Source organism: uncultured Campylobacter sp., from assembly GCF_937997465.1.
Taxonomy (GTDB): Bacteria; Campylobacterota; Campylobacteria; order Campylobacterales; family Campylobacteraceae; genus Campylobacter_A.
The window spans coordinates 1-16,468 of the sequence record NZ_CALKTQ010000120.1; the positions used below are offsets into that span (position 1 = coordinate 1).

Below are 16,468 nucleotides of genomic sequence, written 5' to 3' on the forward strand. Positions count from 1 at the left end.
TGATTTTGAGAGCATGCGCGACGATACGCACGATTTTCATGAGGCGTATTCGCTAAAATTTAAGAGCGACGACGGTGCTCTAGCGGGGGCGGATCTGGCATTTTTAGATGATGAGCTAAGACGGCTAGAGAGTCAAAACGCCGCAAAAACGGAGCAAAAGCCAATCGGCACAGCTAAATTTAACCAAAACAGCGCGTCGCAAACGGCTACTTTTGGCGAGCCACCCTTTGATCCTGATGATGTGAGCGAGATGTTTAGCGAAGCGGCGGACTATGGCTACGGCCTTTTTGAGCAAGACGCAAGCGAGCCTGCAAACGCCGACGTAAGACAAGATTTAGATATGTCAAATTTAAGCGGCGACGAGTTTCAAAGCGAGGCAAATTTAAACGCTCAAAATCCTACGTCAAATTTGGTCGCAAAAACCCAAACCGATCCTAAAGCCACAAAAAATCAAGCAGTTTTAAAAGAAGCCAAACGACTATTTGGAGAGCCTGAAATTTTGGAGATTTGAGGGGTTTGATTCGGCTCTAAATTCGCGGGCAAGTTTTATTGCCTTTGTTGTGGCGCGACCGTCAAAGCGTGGAATAATGGGCTAAGTGCCGATCAGAAAAAGCGCCTTGAACGCGAGTTGAAAATAGGCGTGAGTTTAGGCGAGACTACGCCGATGTTGGCGCAAAGAATAGCGCAGGCTTTACAAAAAAACAAACGCGATGCCACTGCGATAGCATTAACCGGAGCGGGCGCAATAGTAAGCGAGATCCGTCAAGCCTTTTTTGAAGCAAACGACGACGTAATAAAATGCTACAAATATCAAGCCACGCTAGATACTCGCACGTCAGAGCTATGTAGAGCCTACGACGGGCTAATCTGGGATAAAGACTACAAGCCTATCGGGCACGACTTCCCGTTTCGCAAGCCCCGCGTAAATACTCATTTTAATTGCCGCAGCACCATAATACCGGTAACCAAAAGCTGGGATGAACTAGGCGTCGAGGGGATGGACGATGCGCCCAAAGGAACAAGGTCGTCTATGAATGGCTACGTGCCGCAGGATATGAGCTTTAACGACTGGCTAAAAACCCAAAGCCCCGAAACGATAGAAAAGACGCTGGGTAAAGGTAGAGCCGAGCTATTTATGCAAGGCAAGATTACTATGCGGGATTTGATAACGCAGCAGGGGCGGAGCTTAAATTTAGAGGATTTAGCAAAGAAAAAGACGATTAAAAAAGCTTTCACGGAAGACAATATTACTGTAGGAGAAATGGAGACCATTAAAGCGTGGAGTAGAGACAGCAAAGAAATCCGCGCATACATGACCGGTACGCTAAAAGAAGAATTATCACAAGACAAAAAAGAGGATTTTGATAGTTTTATTAACTTATTCAATAAATACGAAAGCAATGTAAAAAAAGGAACAGACATATATAGAGGCATAGGTTTTAACGAGCCAGAAGTATACGAAAATAGCGTATTTTCAAAGTTAAAAGTCGGTGATGAATATTTCGATAAAGCCATTTCTAGTTTTTCGCTAGAGCAAAGTGTGGCCAAGCAATTTAGCGAACATCGCGGAGGATATAAGCAAATTATATTAAAAACAAAATCGCGCGGTAGAGAATTTGATTTGACTAGTTTTTCGGAATTTGACGATGAATTTGAGGTGATTATAGGCGGAGGGGACAAATTTAGAGTAATCGATATAAAAGAAGAGACAATAAAAGGCGATAGCGTTACGGTAATTTATTTAGAGTAGCAATGTCTGCGCCACTCCTTGACACAATTAAAAAAGAATTTTTTATCGTTTTCACACTCTTTATCAAATGTTTTTCTAGCATCATCGTCTTTGTAATTTAGCCCGTTTTTCTCTGCCCAATAATAATAGGCTCGACGTGCCTCTTTCCAGTCTACTTCACCATCGTTAATAATATTTTCTATTTCTTGGCCCATATCCTATCCTTTTCTTTTATTATACCACTTTTTCACCAAACCAACTCCGTTTAAAATTTAAGTTACTATTCTATCAAAGGCCGTGCCTTAAATTTAACTCTTGTGGAGGATAGGATGGATATTGAGGAGCTAAAAAAGCAAGTCAGTGATTTGCAAGCAGAAAAAGAAGCGATGAACGCTAAGAACAAAGAACTTTTAAGCAAGGTAAAAAAATTAAAAGCTAAAAAACGCTAATGATTGCTCATGCCCGCAAAGCGGCGGACAGCAAAAGCTAAAGGTAAATTTGAAAGGCCGCGTTAAATTTTGGTGTTCAAATAGCCGTCGCTGGCATAAATTTAAGCGGCGACGGTTTGTAAATTTATAAAATTTAGAGTATTTTAAAGTAGGTCGGCGAGCCGAAACGACTCGCGCAAGGGTTAAATTTACCTAAAAACACAACTTCACTATTCGTTTAATATCGAAAGCAGCTCTTTATTGTCCTTGGTTTTTAGCATCTTGGCGTATAAAAACTTAAGCGCCTCTACGTCGTCCATCGTCGCGATCGCCGAGCGGATGGCCCAGATCTTTTGCAGTTCGTCGGGTTTTTGCAGTAGTTCTTCTTTTCTGGTGCCCGACTTTAGTACGTTGATGGCCGGGTAAATTCGGCGGTCTGAGATGTTGCGATCTAGTACGATCTCGCTGTTGCCCGTGCCCTTAAACTCCTCAAAAATTACCTCGTCCATACGAGAGCCCGTGTCGATGAGCGCGGTAGCGATGATGGTGAGACTGCCGCCGTGTTCGATATTTCGCGCCGCACCAAAAAAGCGCTTAGGTTTATGCAGGGCGTTTGCGTCCACGCCGCCGGTTAACACCTTACCGCTTGGCGGAGTTACGGTGTTATACGCGCGCGCTAGGCGGGTGATGCTATCTAGCAGGATGATGACGTCCTTGCCCATTTCTACGAGGCGTTTGGCCTTTTCGATGACGAGTTCGGCGACGCGCACGTGGTTCATCGCAGGCAGGTCAAACGTCGAGCTAAACACTTCGCCCTTTACGCAGCGCTGCATATCGGTGACCTCCTCGGGGCGCTCGTCCACGAGCAAGACCATGAGATGCGACTCCGGGTGGTTGCGCGCGATGCCGTGGGCTAGCTCTTTCATGAGTTCGGTTTTACCGCTTCTTGGAGGGGCGACGATGAGGCCGCGTTGACCCTTGCCAAGAGGCGTAAAGAGATCGAGCACGCGGCCCGTTAGTTTCATTGGATCATATTCGAGGCGAAGTTTTTCCGTCGGGAAAAGCGGGGTTAGGTTGTCAAATAGAGGGCGCTCCTTAGCCTCGATTAGCGGCATATAGTTTAGCGCTTCGATTTTTAGCAGAGCGTAGTATTTTTCCTGATCTTTGGGTTCGCGCACTTGACCCGTCACGATGTCACCCACGCGCAGGGCAAATTTGCGAATTTGAGAGTTTGAGACGTAGGCGTCGTTTGAGCTGTCGCTGAGGTTTGCGTCTACCGAGCGCAAAAAGCCGTAGCCCTCGCTCGTGATCTCTAAAATGCCCGTGAAAAGTATAAATCCGCCTTGTTTTGTTTGGGTTTTTAGGATCTCAAATATCAAATCTTGTCTGCGAAATTCGCGCGGATTCTCGACGCCCACGCTGTTTGCGATGGCGATGAGCTCCTCTAGGCTAAGAGTTCTTAGCTCTTCGATTTTGTGTCCGTCGACGGGGATGTGAGTGCGCGAGTTTTGGTGTTTTTTCGTGGTTTTTTGACTTTCCTGCGCAGAATTTGCAGGCTGGGTCGCGTTATTTTCCATTGTGTCCTCTTTAAAATTACGGAATAATTTTGTAGATAAATTTAAGTTTCAAAAGAAGTTTTGAAAGTCGCATTTTATAAAATTTTGGCTTTGATGTCAAGAAGTGATATAATCTCGCCAAAAATGAAAAGGAATCTCAAAATGATGGATTTTAAAGACGGCAAGCGCGAAAAAACGATAATAAAAACCGCGCTTATCGGTATAGTTACAAATTTTTTCTTAGCCGGAACGAAAATTTTTATCGCCATGGTCTCAAACTCGGTCGCGTTGATATCAGACGCCGTAAATAACCTTAGCGATGCGGGCTCAAGTATTATCACGATATTTGGCTCAAAACTAGCTAGCAAAATGCCCGACGAAGACCACCCCTACGGCTACGGCAGGACCGAGTATATCGGCGGTCTTATAGTCTCGGTCATCGTGCTGATGCTTGGATTTCAGTTTCTAAAAACTTCTATCGAAAATATCTTCGCGCCCGAGCCCACCAGCTTTACGATGCCGTTTTTGGCGTTTTTGTTCTGCGCGATATTCGTCAAATTTGCGCTCGGATTTTACTACAAAAAGATCGGCAAACAGACCAAATCTATCTCGCTTAGAGCCGTCGGCCAGGAGGCTCTGGGCGATGCGATCATCTCGTGCGTGATCCTCGTCTCTGCTGCGCTGTCGTACTTCGCCGACATCCAGATAGACGGCTACGCTGGCGCTTTGGCGTCGTTTTTTATTATCGTAAACGGCGTACTTTTGATAAAAGAAACCTTTGATAAAATCATCGGCCAGCGCGTCGAAAAGGAGATCAGCGACGAAATTTACGCCGCCGTAAATCGCTGCGAGATCGTGCGCGGCGCATACGATTTGATCCTTCATAACTACGGCGCGCAGCGATACGTGGGCTCGGTAAACGTAGAGATAGACGAGCATTTGCCGCTTAGCGAGGTTTCGCAGAGGCTAAACGAGCTTCAGATCGAGATTTATAAAATTTACAGGATTTACCTCGTTTTTGGCGTTTATAGCGTGAATTTGGGGCAGGATGAGAGCCACACCTGTGTGGCAAATTTTCTCTCGGAGTTTAGCAGCGTGCGCGGATTTCACGCATTTTTCATCGATAGCAAGAAAAAGAGCGTGAGGTTTGACGTGGTGGTCGATTTTGCCGAGAAAAATCTAGGCGAACTGCGCGCCCAGATCGAGCGCGAAGTCGCGCTAAGCTTTCCAGGATATAAAATTTTCATCGTGATAGATAGGGAGTTTGCGTGAAATTTGGGGCCAAATTTAGCTACCGGGCGGGGCTTTCGCTGGCTTTTTGGAGCGCAAATTTAAGCGACGATTACGCTATAATCATAAAAATTTAAAGGATAAAGCATGAACAAATTTATTTTCGCTTCGCTGGCTTGTGCGCTCTGCTACGGTGTGGCGTTTGGCTTTGATTTAATGGGGTTTATTAAAGATACTATAGGTATCGAAAGCGGGGTTGCGGCGGGCTTTAGCAGGGATGATCGACGAGAGGTCATCAAAGACGACACTTATAAACTAATGTGGCAAGACGGCGAGGAGATATATCAAGGTACTTACGACGAGGCGGTAGAATATTGCGAAAATTTGACCTTCGCGGGCTTTGAGGACTGGCGGCTACCTACGTTAAACGAGCTTTTAAGCATCACGGACGATACTAGGTTTGAGCCCGCTATAAACGAATCCTTTAAAAACATCGCATACGAGACGAACGTCAAAGGCGAGAAAATTTACGACCAGTACTGGAGCTCTACCAGGTATGCCTACGGCTCGTCTAATGCGTGGCTCGTGTCTTTCAGGTTCGGTGACGCTTACTGGAGCGGCGTTTCTTATCGCAACTTCGTGCGGTGCGTTCGGGACTATTGATTTTTGAAAATTTAGACTAAAGGAAAAAGTATGAAAAGATATATAGTCGCTTCTTTGCTACTCTGCGGCCTACTAAACGCAGAGGCGTTAAGTCCTACGTGCTACCGAGATAACGATAAAAACGTAGTGGTATGTAGCGACAAAAAGCTGGGAAGACTAATGTGGCAAGATGAGAATCAAAATTTTAAAGGAACGTGGGAGCAGGCGCAGGAATACTGCAAGCTAGTAAACCTAGCCGGATACAAAGACTGGCGGCTACCTACGAGAGTGGAGCTACTAAGCATAGCGGATAAGAGTAGGTATGACCCCGCTCTAAATACCGCTTTTAAATACATAGCAGACTCCGACTATCCATGGTACTGGAGCCAGACTATATACGCCAGCTTCTCGTCTGGCGCGTGGGTCGTGGATTTCAGGGACGGCGGTGCTAACTGGGGCGGCGTTTCTAGTCGCTACTTCGTGCGGTGCGTGAGAAACGATTGATTTGGCGGGTTATGCGCCTTAAATTTGTTTTTTATAGTTAAATTTGAGGCTGAAATTTGATGAGCCGAATTTTATTTAAACTTGCGACTCGTAAATTTTGCGAGGCCAAAATTTATGAGCGTTAAAAATTTGCTCGTAAATTTGCCGGCGTTTTTAAGATGCGGGTTTTGGCTAAATCCGGTCAAATTTATGGTTACGTCTATGCGTGAGCAAAATCTGTCAAATTTGCCGTCAAATTCGGGCGCAAGCAAAATCCGCGCCAAAGCTTGCAAAATCAAGCGAGGCTTTAGAAATTTTACGTATAATCTAAAATCTTAAAACGAAAGAAAAAAGTAATCGATGGGCAAATTTAAGTGCGCGCATTGTAGGGGCGAATTTGAGCGCGAGGCGCTGATAGAACGCGGCGGGGAGCTGTTTTGCTGCGAGGGGTGCGCGGGAGTTTACGAGATACTTAACGCAAGCGGGCTAGGTGAGTTTTACGAAAGGCTTGGTAAAACTACGCTAAATCCTGCCCGGGGCGCAAAAAACGCGGCGCAAAAGTCGCAAGAGGACCTCGCGGCTGTTTATCAAAACTACGTCAAAAACGAGAACGGATTTAATAAAATCTCGCTCATCATCGAGGGTATCCACTGCTCGGCTTGTATCTGGCTAAACGAGAAGGTTTTATTTGCACAGAAGGGAATTTTAGAGGTAAATATAAACTCGGTTAATAACAAAGCCCTCATCGTCTGGGACGAAAAAGAGATAAATTTGGCCCAAATTTTCGCCCTCGTCCGCTCCATCGGCTTTGAGCCCTACCCATACGACGCGCAGGCTCAGGAGCACAGGCTCGCTCTGCAAAAGCGCGAGTTTTACGCGAGGCTGCTGGTGGGCATTTTTTGCACGATGAACATCATGTGGCTGGCCGTCGCGCAGTACGGCGGCTACTTCACGGGCATGCGCGCCGACGTGCGCTCTATCATAAATTTCGCCGAATTTATCCTCGCTACGCCGGTGCTTTTTTATACGGGAAGCGGGTTTTTTAGGGGCGCTTGGGCGGCACTAAAAAACAAAACGCAAAATATGGATAGCCTCATCGTTACGGGCACGCTAGCAGCTTATATTTTCTCGATATACTCGATGTTTTCGCGGCAAGGAGAGGTGTATTTTGACTCGGTTGTGATGATAATCACTTTCGTATTTATCGGCAAATATCTGGAAATTTTAAGCAAGAAAAAAGCCGCCGACACGCTCGATAATCTAAACTCGCTAAATTTAAACTCAGTTAGCGTCAAAAACGGCGACGAAATAACTCTAAAAAGCGCGCAGGAGGTGAGGGTGGGCGAGCTCGTGGTCGTGAGAGCTGGCGAGCGCGTGCTGCTAGACGGCATCGTTATCAGCGGCGCGGCGAGCTTTGATCTATCTAGCCTTAGCGGCGAGAGCGCGCCCGCGTATCTGAGCGCGAAAGAGGGCGAAAACGAGATAAAAAGCGGCTCTGTGTGCGTGGACGGTACGCTGGTTTATGAGGTCGGCGCCGTGTTTAGCGAGTCGGTGCTGGCGCGTATCATAAATCTGCTCGAAACCGCCGCAGCCAAAAAGCCGCGTATTCAGGCGCTCGCAGACGCTATCGCGGCTAGGTTTTCGGCTGCTATCACGGCGCTGGCTCTAGCTACGTTTGCGTTTTGGTTCTGGCGAACGGGCGAGCTCTCCGCCGCGCTCATCGTCGCGATCTCGGTCGTGGTGATCTCGTGCCCCTGCGCGCTGGGGCTTGCTACGCCCGTTAGCACGCTCGTTGCGCTTGGAGCGGGCTTTAGGCGCGGGATACTTTTTAAAGAAACGCGCATCATCGAAAGCCTCGCCAAATGCGATACGGCCGTGTTTGATAAGACCGGCACGCTCACGTCGGGGCGGCTTAAGGTGAGTAAATTTACGCACGCGGGCAAATTTGACGCAAGCGCGCTTTTTTCGCTGGTTAGCGGCTCGGATCATCCCGTTAGTCGCGCCGTCGGCGAGTACCTGCGCGCAAATTTTAAGGATTTAAAACTTTTAGAGTTAGGCGGCTTTGAAAATATCGCAGCACGCGGCACGCAGGCTAAATTTGGCGGCATAAATCTAGCGGGCGGGAACGAAAAATTTATGCGCGAGCTTGGGCTTTATAACGGCGAAGCCGTGCGTGGCACTTGTTATTTTTTTGCCGAGGGCGGGCAGATCGCGGCGGTATTTGAGCTAGAAGAGAGCCTAAAAGATGGCGCCAAAGAGTGCGTAGCCGCGCTAAAAAACGCCGGTATGCGCGTAGCGATGCTAACGGGCGATAACGAATACGCCGCAAAGCGCGTAGCAGAGGGGCTTGGCATCGAGGGAACGGTCGCAAACGCTCTGCCTACGGACAAGGCCGCCTACGTAGAGAGAGTTGCGCAGCAGGGGCGAAACGTGCTGATGATAGGCGACGGGATCAACGACGCCGCCGCGCTAGCGCTCTCAAGCGTGGCCGTGTGCATGGGCAGCGGAGCGGCCGTGAGTATCGCAAAAAGCGACGTCGTGCTAATGAGAGATGACCCAGCCTCGCTAGCGGCTGCTGTAGCGCTCGCGCGCAAAACCTACTGCATCGTGCGGCAAAATTTGGCCTTTTCGCTCGTTTATAACGCCGTGACGATACCGTTAGCTATGGCCGGCTACGTAGCGCCGGCAGTGGCCGCGCTATCGATGTCGCTAAGCTCGGTCGCGGTCGTGCTAAACGCGATGCGGGCTAGGAGCGAGCGATGAGCGGGGCGGTCGTGGCGATGATGATCGGGGTCTCGACGCTGCTAGGCGCATGCGGACTGGCGGCGCTGCTGTGGGGGCTCAAAACCAGGCAGTTTGACGACGAGCGAAAGTTTTTGGACGGGACGAAATTTGACGACGAAGACGCGCTAAACGACGCCTATGAGCTGGAACTGCGTCGTAAAGAAAAGGGCTATAAGTCGCCTGAGTGAGTATTTTTGTTTAAATTTAGCAGAAATCGTGCGGGCAAATTTGACGGATAGTGGGTTTAAATTTGAGCGGATAAATTTGCGCAAGAATTTGAAGCAGAGCAAATTTGGAGCTAAATTTGCCGCTTTAAAACTACTCTATAAGGTAGCAAATCTGAGTGAAAATTTTAAAAAGTGGCTTAAAATCGATCTAGTCAGTGCGACTACGGCAAATTTGACGTTTGTGCGGCTAAAATCGGTGAGCGAGGGTTAAATTTCATTCAAGGGTTTGGTTGTGTAGCGGCGTCAAATTTGACTCAAATTTTGCGAGCCTTTGCGCCTATTAAAATTATTCTTTCTAAATAGTGGCAAAAGCTCAAATTTAAAGTCAAATTTGAGCCAGTCGCGGGATTTTTGAGATTTTTGCAGAGATCGTTTGAAATCTACTCGTAAAGATTATTTTAAGCTATCGATATACTCGCTAACCGCCGTCATATCCTCGTCGCTTAGGTTTTTGGCGTGTAGTTGCATGACCTTGCCCATGCCGAAGTTGTTGTTTGAGCCGTCTTTGTAGCCCTGTAGCGCTTTTATGCGGTCTTCTTTGCTAATGCTAGTTAGCGCAGGCACTTTGTTTGCGTATTTTACGTCCGCTTTTTCGCCGTGACAGGCTGAACATTTTTTGTAAATAGCTGCGCCGTCGGCCGCAAGTAGAGATAAATTTAGCGCCAAAACGGCGGTTGCAATGTGATAGATTTTCATCTTTCGTCCTTTTTGATAGAAATTTAGACGAGATTATAGCCCTAAAAGCTTAAAAGAAAAGAAATTTTATAAAAAAGTTACTAAAATGAAGCGCGAAATGAAAAGCAGAGAAAAATCGGCGGAAAAAGTTCCGCCGAAAAGGGTTATTTTAGAGTAGGGATGTACTCTGAAAGAGCGGCGATATCCTCGTCGTTAAGACCTTTTGCTAGAGGTTTCATCATTGCAGAAGACTTAAATTTATCCAAGCTGCCCTCTTTGTAGCCTTTTAAAGCCTCAGCGATCTCTTCTTTTGAAAGCGTGTTAAGCGCAGGAACTTTATTTAGATACACTTTTTCCGCTTTCGGTCCGTGACAGGCTGCGCATTTTTTGTAAAGAGTTGCGCCGTCAGCGGCAAATAGGCTGCCTGCTAGCAATGCGGCTGCACCTGAAACAATGATAAGCTTTTTCATTTTCAATCCTTTTTGATAAAATTGTAGGCGTATTATAGTCTTAAAAGCTAAATTTTACATTATTTTTTTATATTAGTTTATACTGCGGCGCGGACGGCGATTTTCATTTAAATTTAGCTTTTTTTTGTATAATTTTCGACATGGATAAAACAGGGTTTAAAACGGCGTCCAAAAAGGCGCTATTTCTTGATCGCGACGGCGTGATAAACGAGGATGCGGGCTATGTTTATAGACGCGAGGATTTCGTTTTTAAAGATGGCATTTTTGAAGCCTTACGCAAATTTGCGCAGGCAGGCTACGCGCTAGTCGTGGTGACGAATCAATCAGGCATCGGGCGAGGCTACTACACGCTAGAGCAGTTTGACGAGCTTTGCGGCTTTATGCTGGGCGAGTTTGAAAAAGAGGGCGTAAAGATAGAGAAAATTTACTTTTGTCCGCATGCTCCGGAGGCTGATTGCCTTTGCCGTAAACCAAAGCCGGGCATGCTGCTAAATGCCGCAAATGAGCTAAATATCGACCTTGCGCGCTCAATCATGATAGGCGACAAGGATAGCGACGTGCAGGCCGGGCAGAGTGCCGGCGTCGGGATAAATTTAAAGCTGGACGACCAGCTAAAAAGCGTGGCTGAGGCGCTAGAGTTTTTAAAAAAAGAAGGAAAAATATGAAGGATATAAAAAAGGTCGTGATAACGGGCGCAGCGGGCTTTATCGGCTCAAATTTGGCGCATTATTTTGATGAAAATTTAAAAGACGTAGAAGTGCTCGCCGTGGATAAATTTAGAAGCGACGAGAAATTTAGCAACGGTAATCTAAAAAGCTTCGGGCATTTTAAAAATTTGCTCGGCTTTTCGGGCGAAATTTACGAGGGCGACATAAACTGCGCTAAAACGCTAGCTATGATCGAAAAATTCGCCCCCGACGCGATCTATCACGAGGCGGCGATCTCGGATACCACGGTAACCGAGCAAGGCGAGCTAATGAGGACTAATCTAAATAGCTTTAAAGATCTGCTAGATATCTGCGAAAAAACGGGCGCGCGCATGATATACGCAAGCTCGGGCGCCACATACGGCAACGCAAAAAGCCCGCAAAGAGTGGGCGAATGCGAAGCGCCAAATAACGTTTACGGCTTTTCAAAGCTAAAAATGGACGATCTAGGACGAAAATACGCCAAAAAAGGCGTAGCGGTCGTGGGGCTTAGATATTTTAACGTCTACGGCGCTAGGGAGTTTTATAAAAACAAGACCGCCTCGATGGTGCTGCAGTTTGGTCTGCAAATTTTGAGCGGGAAAAATCCGCACCTCTTTGAGGGTAGCGATAAAATAAAGCGCGACTTCGTCTATATAAAAGACATCGTGCAGGCAAACTTGCTCGCTCTAAACGCTGCTAGCGGCGTGTATAACGCAGCTACCGGCACGGCAAGAAGCTTCCAGGAGATAGTAGATATCTTGCAGCGAGAGCTGGGATCGAATTTGCCTTGCGAATACATCCCAAACCCATACGCGCGCTCATATCAGTTCCATACGCAAGCCGACATCGAGCCGACTAAAAAGGCGCTGGGATACGAGCCTAAATTTAGCCTAGAAGAGGGCATAAAAGACTACGCAGCCGAGATAAAAAGGATATACGAGGAAGAGATAAATGCGTGAAGTACGTGCTTTAGTCGCGGGCGATCTGATGCTCGATCACTATATCTGGGGCAGCTGCGAGCGTATCTCGCCCGAAGCCCCCGTGCAAGTGGTAAAGATAAAAAACGAAACCAAACGCCTAGGCGGAGCGGGCAACGTGGTGCTAAATTTGCTCTCGCTAGGCGCAAAAGTTGGCGTCATGAGCGTGCTAGGCGACGACGAGACGGGCGACGAGATAGAGCGGATATTGTGCGAGCAGGGCGCTAGGGCTGAGTTTATAAAAAGAGAAAAAGGGCGCATGAGCTCGATAAAAAGCCGCGTGATGGCGACGCATCAGCAAGTCGTGCGCATAGACAAAGAAAGCGTCGAAGCCGTAACGTGCGAGGACGAGCTGGCGGCAAATTTCGCCCGCGCGCTAGAGAGCTACGACGTCGCGCTGCTATCGGACTACGGCAAGGGCGTGCTGACGCCTGCGCTGTGCCAAAAGCTGATAAAGGCATGCGCGGATGCGGGCAAACCCGTGCTCATCGATCCAAAGGGCGCGGACTACTCGAAATATAAGGGCGCTACGCTGCTAACGCCAAATAAAAAAGAGGCGGGCGAGGCCGTGGGCTTTAAGATAGAAAACGACGAGCAGCTTTTTACCGCGCTAAATTTGCTAAAAAACGAGCTAAATTTGACCCATTCGCTTATCACGATCTCGGAGGAGGGCATCGCGCTTTTAGAGGACGGGCAGGCGGTTAAATTTCCGGCTCTGGCAAAAGAGGTCTTTGACGTCACGGGCGCGGGAGATACGGTGCTAGCGACTCTGGGCGTGATGCTGGGTGCGGGCGAAGGTATCAAAAAGGCGATCGAGACGGCAAATTTAGCCGCTGCGGTCGTCGTGGCTAAGGTCGGCTCGGCCCCGGCTAGCTTTGAGGAGATAAACGAACTCGTGCGCCGTAAAAACGCTGCCGGCTTTGAGGAGAAAATCAAAAGTGCGGACGAACTAGCCGCGACGCTGGCAAATCGCGGCGAAAAACGGCTAGTTTTTACAAACGGCTGCTTTGATATCCTGCACGCGGGACATGTGAGCTATCTGGCTAAAGCGCGGGAATTCGGCGATATACTAGTCGTCGGGCTAAACTCCGACGCCTCGGTGCGCGCGCTAAAGGGCGACACTCGCCCCGTAAATTCGCAGACTGACCGCGCTACCGTGCTGGCGGCGCTTGGGGCGGTTGATTACGTGACGATATTTGACGAGCTAACGCCTCTAAATTTGATCGAAAAGCTGCGTCCGGATGTGCTCGTCAAGGGCGCGGACTACGAAGGTAAAGAAGTCGTCGGCAGCAACGTCGTAAAAGACGTGCGGCTAGTGGAGTTCGTAGCGGGCAAAAGCACGAGCGCGACGATAAAAAGGATAAAAAATGAAAACTGAAGATATGATAAAAAGCGAGCTAGAGGGACATCTAGCCACTATCAAGGCGACCTTTGCGCTGGAAGCGGATATCAAAAAAGCCTGCGAAACGGCGGTAGCGACGCTAAAGGCGGGCGGTAAAATTTTACTTTGCGGAAACGGCGGAAGTGCTGCAGACGCGCAGCACATCGCAGCCGAACTAACGGGTCGCTATAAAACCGAGCGTGGCGCGCTAGCTGGCATAGCTCTAACGACCGATACTTCCGCGCTCACGGCGATCGGCAACGACTACGGATATGAGTTTGTTTTCTCGCGTCAGCTAGAAGCTCTGGGCCGCGAGGGCGATCTGCTCATCGCGATCTCTACTAGCGGAAACAGCGGCAACGTCGTAAAAGCGCTCGAGCTCGCGCGAAAAATCGGTATCAAAACCATCGGTCTAAGCGGCCGCACGGGAGGCACTATGAACGAGCTTTGCGAGCTAAATTTGGTCGTGCCGTCAAACGATACGCCGCGCATCCAAGAGATGCATATCATGATAGGGCATATCATCTGTCAAGCTATCGACGATGCGTTTTAGGCTAAATTTAAAATCATTTGCGGCGGCGGAGTCAAATTCGGCTCGCCTAGCCGCTCTCTAACTCCGCCTAGCGCGCAAGCAAATTTAACTACCCATGAAAACCCAAACTCCCGCCTACGCCGTCATCGATCTAAAGTCCTTCTACGCCTCGGTCGAGTGCGTGGAGCGAGGGCTTGATCCCTTTGGGGCGAATTTAGTCGTCGCCGACGTTAGTAGAGGCGAAGGTAGCGTATGCTTGGCCGTTAGTCCCGCGCTAAAGGCGCTCGGCGTAAAAAACAGATGTAGGCTGTTTGAAATACCTAAAAATATCAAATATATAATCGCGCCGCCCAGGATGCAGTTTTACATCGACTACGCGGCTAAAATTTACGGCATCTACCTAAAATACGTCGCCAAAGAGGACATCTACGTCTACTCCATCGACGAGGCGTTTATCGACCTTACTTCGTATCTAAAATTTTATAAACTAGAAGCCAGAGCCATGGCAAAGATGATAATGGACGACATCCTAAAAACCACGGGCGTAACGCCGACCTGCGGTATGGGGACGAATTTATACCTAGCTAAAATCGCTCTTGACATCCTAGCCAAACACAGTGAGGACAGTATCGCCTTTTTAGACGAAACGCTCTATAAAGAAAAGCTCTGGACGCACCAGCCGCTAAATGATTTTTGGCGCATAGGCAAGCAAACTAGGGCCAAGCTCGAGCGATACGGGATATTTTGCATGAAGGATATGGCAAACGCTCCTTTTAGCCTGCTAGAAAAGGTGTTTGGCATCGACGCGCACATCGCGCTAGATCACGCAAACGGCATCGAGCCCACCACCATAGCCGATATCAAGGCCTATAGGCCCTCTACCAAATCATACTTTAGCTCGGAAATTTTACCCAGAGACTACGAGAGACTAGAGGCTCTAATCGTGCTAAAAGAGATGACCGATAGGCTGGCTCTAAAGATGATAAACGAGGAAGTGCGGGCTAGCGGGCTCACGATAAATATCAAATTCGCGGGCAAAAACGAACCCGCGCAAAGAGCCACGGTAAGGTTTAAAACGCCTAGCAATATCGCTAGCGTACTCATGGACGCAGCGCAGGAGCTATATCTAAAAAAGATAAAAAACGCAGGCCTCATCAGACAAATCGGCATATCGGCAAACGACGTCGTAAAGGAAAGCAAAACCGAAAAAAGCCTCTTTGAAGAAGAAAACGCAAAAGAAAAAACGGTGCTAAAAACCCTAAACAAGATAAAAGAAAAATACGGCAAAAACTCTATCTTAAGGGCCATAGACCTGCTGCCCGAAGCCACCGGACGAGATAGAAACAAAAAGATAGGAGGGCACAAAAGCGGTGAATAAGGACAGAGCCAAAATCTTTAGCTCGTTTAATCCCCTCTCTACTCTAGAAAAAGCTCTAAAAGCGCAGGAGCGAGAAAAGAGCGAAAAGCTGGATCTTGACGAATCAAAAATAGAAGTAATCCTAAATAAAATAAGCAAACTAAAGCCCGCCGACAAGGTAAAAATAATATACCACGACGGGCAGGGTTACGTGAGCATAGAGGGACTGGTCTCAAACGTAAATTTGATGGATAAAAGCCTAACTGTGGTAAAGACGAGAGTTAAATTTGACGATATTTACGCGGTTGAGGTTGTTTCGTGAGTCGGGATTTTGCGGTGTGCGAGATACTATAGACGGCACAAATTTTGATCTGCCCGCACTTCTCTTGACGGCTAAAAAATGCGGCGCAATCCTAAGTGCGCTAAAATCGGAACAGTAAGATTTGCCTTGATTAAGCCGCCATGCGCTATCCCAAATGCTAGCTTTGCGTGCGTTAAATTTGGTCGTGCGCCGTTTGTAAAAGCCATTATGCGTAGCGGGCTTTTTGCTGATTTGCGGCCGTTTGAGAAAAAACCACGCACTAAAATTTCTAGTTTTTTGCCGCTTTGCCAAAAAATTCTCGCTCGATCGTTTCTATGACGGCTTGCGGTGAGAGATCTTTCATGCAAGCGTGGGTTTTTAGCGGGCAGACGCGCTTCATGCACGGCATACACTCTAGATTTAGGTGTAGGATACGGGCGTTTTTATTGCGCCACGGACAGGTCTGCGCAAATCTCGTCGGTCCAAAAAGCGCTATTGTAGGCGTCTTGTAGGCCGCGGCGATATGCATCGGGCCGCTGTCGTTCGTGACGAATATCCCGCCGCTTTGCCCGATGCCGCCGATATTTTCGCATAGCTCGCGCACGCTCGTTTTGCCTGCTAGATTTTCGCACTTCGCGCCGTTTTCGCGTAAAATTTGCTCTATCTGCTCGCACATATCGCGCTCGCCCGCGCCGCCAAAAATCATAATCTTAAATTTATCTTTAAAGTGCAGCGCCACCTGCGCGAAGTAGGCCGGATACCAGCGTTTGGCACTTCCGTAGCTAGCGCCCGGATTTAGCCCGAGTACGGGAGCGTCAAATTTACGCGGCTCAAAGTAAAGCTTTAACTCGTCGTCCGCGCGTTTCAAATTTAACGCGGATTTGACGAATTTTAGGTATTTTTGCACCTGGTGCGCGCTATCGTTGTTCTTTTGGAAAATAAATTTTCGCCCCGCCCGGACTCCGAAAAGTAAAATTTTACTCGCAAACGAGCTTCTAAAGCTAAAC

The 16,468-nt window shown here is 48.1% G+C and carries 19 protein-coding genes and 1 pseudogene; 15 read left to right on the forward strand and 5 right to left on the reverse strand.

Features of this window, described 5'->3' with window-relative positions:
• Both Q0546_RS03610 and Q0546_RS03615 read left to right on the forward strand, forming a co-directional pair.
• Positions 1-511: pseudogene (locus tag Q0546_RS03610) on the forward strand (DNA polymerase III subunit gamma/tau); the annotation flags it as partial.
• Between the two features lie 117 nt (positions 512-628).
• Positions 629-1,750, forward strand: a complete 1,122-nt coding sequence (locus Q0546_RS03615) for a minor capsid protein (RefSeq protein ID WP_298790611.1) — start codon at positions 629-631, stop codon at positions 1,748-1,750.
• Here Q0546_RS03615 and Q0546_RS03620 read toward each other — a convergent pair.
• Both Q0546_RS03620 and rho read right to left on the reverse strand, forming a co-directional pair.
• The gene (locus Q0546_RS03620) at positions 1,738-1,944 is read right to left on the reverse strand and encodes a hypothetical protein (protein WP_298790613.1); all 207 of its coding nucleotides are present in this window, start codon (positions 1,942-1,944) and stop codon (positions 1,738-1,740) included. The genes Q0546_RS03615 and Q0546_RS03620 overlap by 13 nt on opposite strands.
• Before the next feature lie 443 nt (positions 1,945-2,387).
• Positions 2,388-3,734, reverse strand: a complete 1,347-nt coding sequence (rho, locus tag Q0546_RS03625; protein ID WP_002951472.1) for a transcription termination factor Rho — start codon at positions 3,732-3,734, stop codon at positions 2,388-2,390.
• 141 nt (positions 3,735-3,875) lie between these two features.
• Between rho and Q0546_RS03630 the strand changes: the two genes are divergently transcribed.
• The 7 genes from Q0546_RS03630 (at position 3,876) to Q0546_RS03660 (ending at position 9,290) form a co-directional block, all read left to right on the forward strand.
• Positions 3,876-4,985, forward strand: coding sequence for a cation diffusion facilitator family transporter (locus Q0546_RS03630; protein WP_298790615.1), 1,110 nt, complete (start codon positions 3,876-3,878; stop codon positions 4,983-4,985).
• A 105-nt stretch (positions 4,986-5,090) separates the two neighbouring features.
• On the forward strand, positions 5,091-5,606 hold the full coding sequence (locus tag Q0546_RS03635) for a DUF1566 domain-containing protein (RefSeq protein WP_298790617.1): 516 nt from the start codon (positions 5,091-5,093) through the stop codon (positions 5,604-5,606).
• Between the two features lie 30 nt (positions 5,607-5,636).
• Entirely contained in the window at positions 5,637-6,089 is a 453-nt protein-coding gene (locus Q0546_RS03640; RefSeq protein WP_298790619.1) for a DUF1566 domain-containing protein, read from the forward strand.
• A gap of 114 nt (positions 6,090-6,203) precedes the next feature.
• Positions 6,204-6,407: a hypothetical protein gene (locus tag Q0546_RS03645; protein ID WP_298790621.1), complete on the forward strand. Its 204-nt coding sequence runs from the start codon at positions 6,204-6,206 to the stop codon at positions 6,405-6,407.
• Positions 6,408-6,428: 21 nt separating this feature from the next.
• Complete coding sequence (locus Q0546_RS03650; protein ID WP_298790623.1) at positions 6,429-8,831, forward strand: heavy metal translocating P-type ATPase; 2,403 nt, start codon at positions 6,429-6,431, stop codon at positions 8,829-8,831.
• A complete protein-coding gene (ccoS, locus tag Q0546_RS03655) occupies positions 8,828-9,040 on the forward strand; it encodes a cbb3-type cytochrome oxidase assembly protein CcoS (RefSeq protein WP_298790625.1) in 213 nt (70 codons plus the stop codon). Before Q0546_RS03650 ends, ccoS begins: the two co-directional genes overlap by 4 nt.
• Entirely contained in the window at positions 8,991-9,290 is a 300-nt protein-coding gene (locus Q0546_RS03660; protein ID WP_298790627.1) for a hypothetical protein, read from the forward strand. Before ccoS ends, Q0546_RS03660 begins: the two co-directional genes overlap by 50 nt.
• A 182-nt stretch (positions 9,291-9,472) precedes the next feature.
• Here the strand turns inward: Q0546_RS03660 and Q0546_RS03665 are convergent, their stop codons facing one another.
• Together Q0546_RS03665 and Q0546_RS03670 are read right to left on the reverse strand one after the other, a co-directional pair.
• A complete protein-coding gene (locus Q0546_RS03665) occupies positions 9,473-9,775 on the reverse strand; it encodes a c-type cytochrome (RefSeq protein ID WP_298790628.1) in 303 nt (100 codons plus the stop codon).
• 143 nt (positions 9,776-9,918) lie between these two features.
• Positions 9,919-10,224: a c-type cytochrome gene (locus tag Q0546_RS03670; RefSeq protein ID WP_298790630.1), complete on the reverse strand. Its 306-nt coding sequence runs from the start codon at positions 10,222-10,224 to the stop codon at positions 9,919-9,921.
• A 140-nt stretch (positions 10,225-10,364) separates the two neighbouring features.
• Between Q0546_RS03670 and gmhB the strand changes: the two genes are divergently transcribed.
• The 6 genes from gmhB (at position 10,365) to Q0546_RS03700 (ending at position 15,482) form a co-directional block, all read left to right on the forward strand.
• Complete coding sequence (gene gmhB, locus Q0546_RS03675; protein WP_298790632.1) at positions 10,365-10,889, forward strand: D-glycero-beta-D-manno-heptose 1,7-bisphosphate 7-phosphatase; 525 nt, start codon at positions 10,365-10,367, stop codon at positions 10,887-10,889.
• Positions 10,886-11,872: an ADP-glyceromanno-heptose 6-epimerase gene (gene rfaD / locus Q0546_RS03680; RefSeq protein ID WP_298790633.1), complete on the forward strand. Its 987-nt coding sequence runs from the start codon at positions 10,886-10,888 to the stop codon at positions 11,870-11,872. Before gmhB ends, rfaD begins: the two co-directional genes overlap by 4 nt.
• Positions 11,865-13,268 (forward strand): D-glycero-beta-D-manno-heptose-7-phosphate kinase, encoded by a 1,404-nt coding sequence (gene rfaE1, locus Q0546_RS03685; protein WP_298790635.1) that lies wholly within the window; start codon positions 11,865-11,867, stop codon positions 13,266-13,268. The genes rfaD and rfaE1 overlap by 8 nt, the downstream gene beginning before the upstream one ends.
• Entirely contained in the window at positions 13,258-13,824 is a 567-nt protein-coding gene (gmhA, locus tag Q0546_RS03690; RefSeq protein WP_298790637.1) for a D-sedoheptulose 7-phosphate isomerase, read from the forward strand. Before rfaE1 ends, gmhA begins: the two co-directional genes overlap by 11 nt.
• A gap of 94 nt (positions 13,825-13,918) precedes the next feature.
• Positions 13,919-15,181, forward strand: coding sequence for a DNA repair protein (locus tag Q0546_RS03695; RefSeq protein WP_298790639.1), 1,263 nt, complete (start codon positions 13,919-13,921; stop codon positions 15,179-15,181).
• Complete coding sequence (locus Q0546_RS03700) at positions 15,174-15,482, forward strand: YolD-like family protein (RefSeq protein WP_298790641.1); 309 nt, start codon at positions 15,174-15,176, stop codon at positions 15,480-15,482. Before Q0546_RS03695 ends, Q0546_RS03700 begins: the two co-directional genes overlap by 8 nt.
• Positions 15,483-15,750: 268 nt before the next feature.
• On the opposite strand, the gene waaF is transcribed toward Q0546_RS03700, so the two are convergent.
• The coding region (gene waaF / locus Q0546_RS03705) for a lipopolysaccharide heptosyltransferase II (RefSeq protein ID WP_298790643.1) at positions 15,751-16,468 on the reverse strand (718 nt) is incomplete at its 5' end.

Bases quoted from the DNA above. Each gene is read 5' to 3' on its own strand.
- Q0546_RS03620 (WP_298790613.1), bottom strand. From the start codon at position 1,944: ATGGGCCAAGAAATAGAAAATATTATTAACGATGGTGAAGTAGACTGG.
- rho (WP_002951472.1), bottom strand. From the start codon at position 3,734: ATGGAAAATAACGCGACCCAGCCTGCAAATTCTGCGCAGGAAAGTCAA.
- Q0546_RS03630 (WP_298790615.1), top strand. From the start codon at position 3,876: ATGATGGATTTTAAAGACGGCAAGCGCGAAAAAACGATAATAAAAACC.
- Q0546_RS03635 (WP_298790617.1), top strand. From the start codon at position 5,091: ATGAACAAATTTATTTTCGCTTCGCTGGCTTGTGCGCTCTGCTACGGT.
- Q0546_RS03640 (WP_298790619.1), top strand. From the start codon at position 5,637: ATGAAAAGATATATAGTCGCTTCTTTGCTACTCTGCGGCCTACTAAAC.
- Q0546_RS03645 (WP_298790621.1), top strand. From the start codon at position 6,204: ATGAGCGTTAAAAATTTGCTCGTAAATTTGCCGGCGTTTTTAAGATGC.
- Q0546_RS03650 (WP_298790623.1), top strand. From the start codon at position 6,429: ATGGGCAAATTTAAGTGCGCGCATTGTAGGGGCGAATTTGAGCGCGAG.
- ccoS (WP_298790625.1), top strand. From the start codon at position 8,828: ATGAGCGGGGCGGTCGTGGCGATGATGATCGGGGTCTCGACGCTGCTA.
- Q0546_RS03660 (WP_298790627.1), top strand. From the start codon at position 8,991: ATGAGCTGGAACTGCGTCGTAAAGAAAAGGGCTATAAGTCGCCTGAGT.
- Q0546_RS03665 (WP_298790628.1), bottom strand. From the start codon at position 9,775: ATGAAAATCTATCACATTGCAACCGCCGTTTTGGCGCTAAATTTATCT.
- Q0546_RS03670 (WP_298790630.1), bottom strand. From the start codon at position 10,224: ATGAAAAAGCTTATCATTGTTTCAGGTGCAGCCGCATTGCTAGCAGGC.
- gmhB (WP_298790632.1), top strand. From the start codon at position 10,365: ATGGATAAAACAGGGTTTAAAACGGCGTCCAAAAAGGCGCTATTTCTT.
- rfaD (WP_298790633.1), top strand. From the start codon at position 10,886: ATGAAGGATATAAAAAAGGTCGTGATAACGGGCGCAGCGGGCTTTATC.
- rfaE1 (WP_298790635.1), top strand. From the start codon at position 11,865: ATGCGTGAAGTACGTGCTTTAGTCGCGGGCGATCTGATGCTCGATCAC.
- gmhA (WP_298790637.1), top strand. From the start codon at position 13,258: ATGAAAACTGAAGATATGATAAAAAGCGAGCTAGAGGGACATCTAGCC.
- Q0546_RS03695 (WP_298790639.1), top strand. From the start codon at position 13,919: ATGAAAACCCAAACTCCCGCCTACGCCGTCATCGATCTAAAGTCCTTC.